The 486-nt window shown below is 37.9% G+C and carries 1 protein-coding gene; it reads right to left on the reverse strand.

The window, feature by feature from the left end; translation table 11 throughout:
• Positions 1-227: 227 nt before the first annotated feature.
• The coding region (locus ACJ5GX_RS07170; RefSeq protein ID WP_495292849.1) for a hypothetical protein at positions 228-486 on the reverse strand (259 nt) is incomplete at its 5' end.

Below are 486 nucleotides of genomic sequence, written 5' to 3' on the forward strand. Positions count from 1 at the left end.
TACGATTCAACTTTATTCCAATAAATCAAATAAAATGTGCATTTCTTCAACATGCGCCAATATGTTGTACACATACAACTTAGTTGTTTATAAAATAGCAGGTACTTTGTTTATAAGTCACTGTGAAATTGCTATTGAAAACAGCTTGCGTCAAATAGTACTATTGACAGTGACTTAGGTACTTCTCGGATCGATCTTTAGAAGATAGTGCATTAGCTACTTCTACATTATGTACAATTTGAATTTGAAAGATACAAATGAATAGATGAGCTAAATAAACTTTTTATATCCTCTCTCTTTTCGTGTGGAGCTCCGAATCGACCAACGACCTCGTGAACCCTGGTGTCAGAGTTTTTCATCCGCCTTCTCCTAGTACTTAGTAGGCCTCTGACCTGGGTGTGTAACGATCGATCAAGCCTCGGTGGAGTTCCGGTACGTATCCTGCCCAGTTTTAAATCATACTTCTTTAGCGTTTTTGCATGCTCT

The sequence above is a fragment of the Wolbachia endosymbiont of Tuta absoluta genome (genome assembly GCF_059414725.1).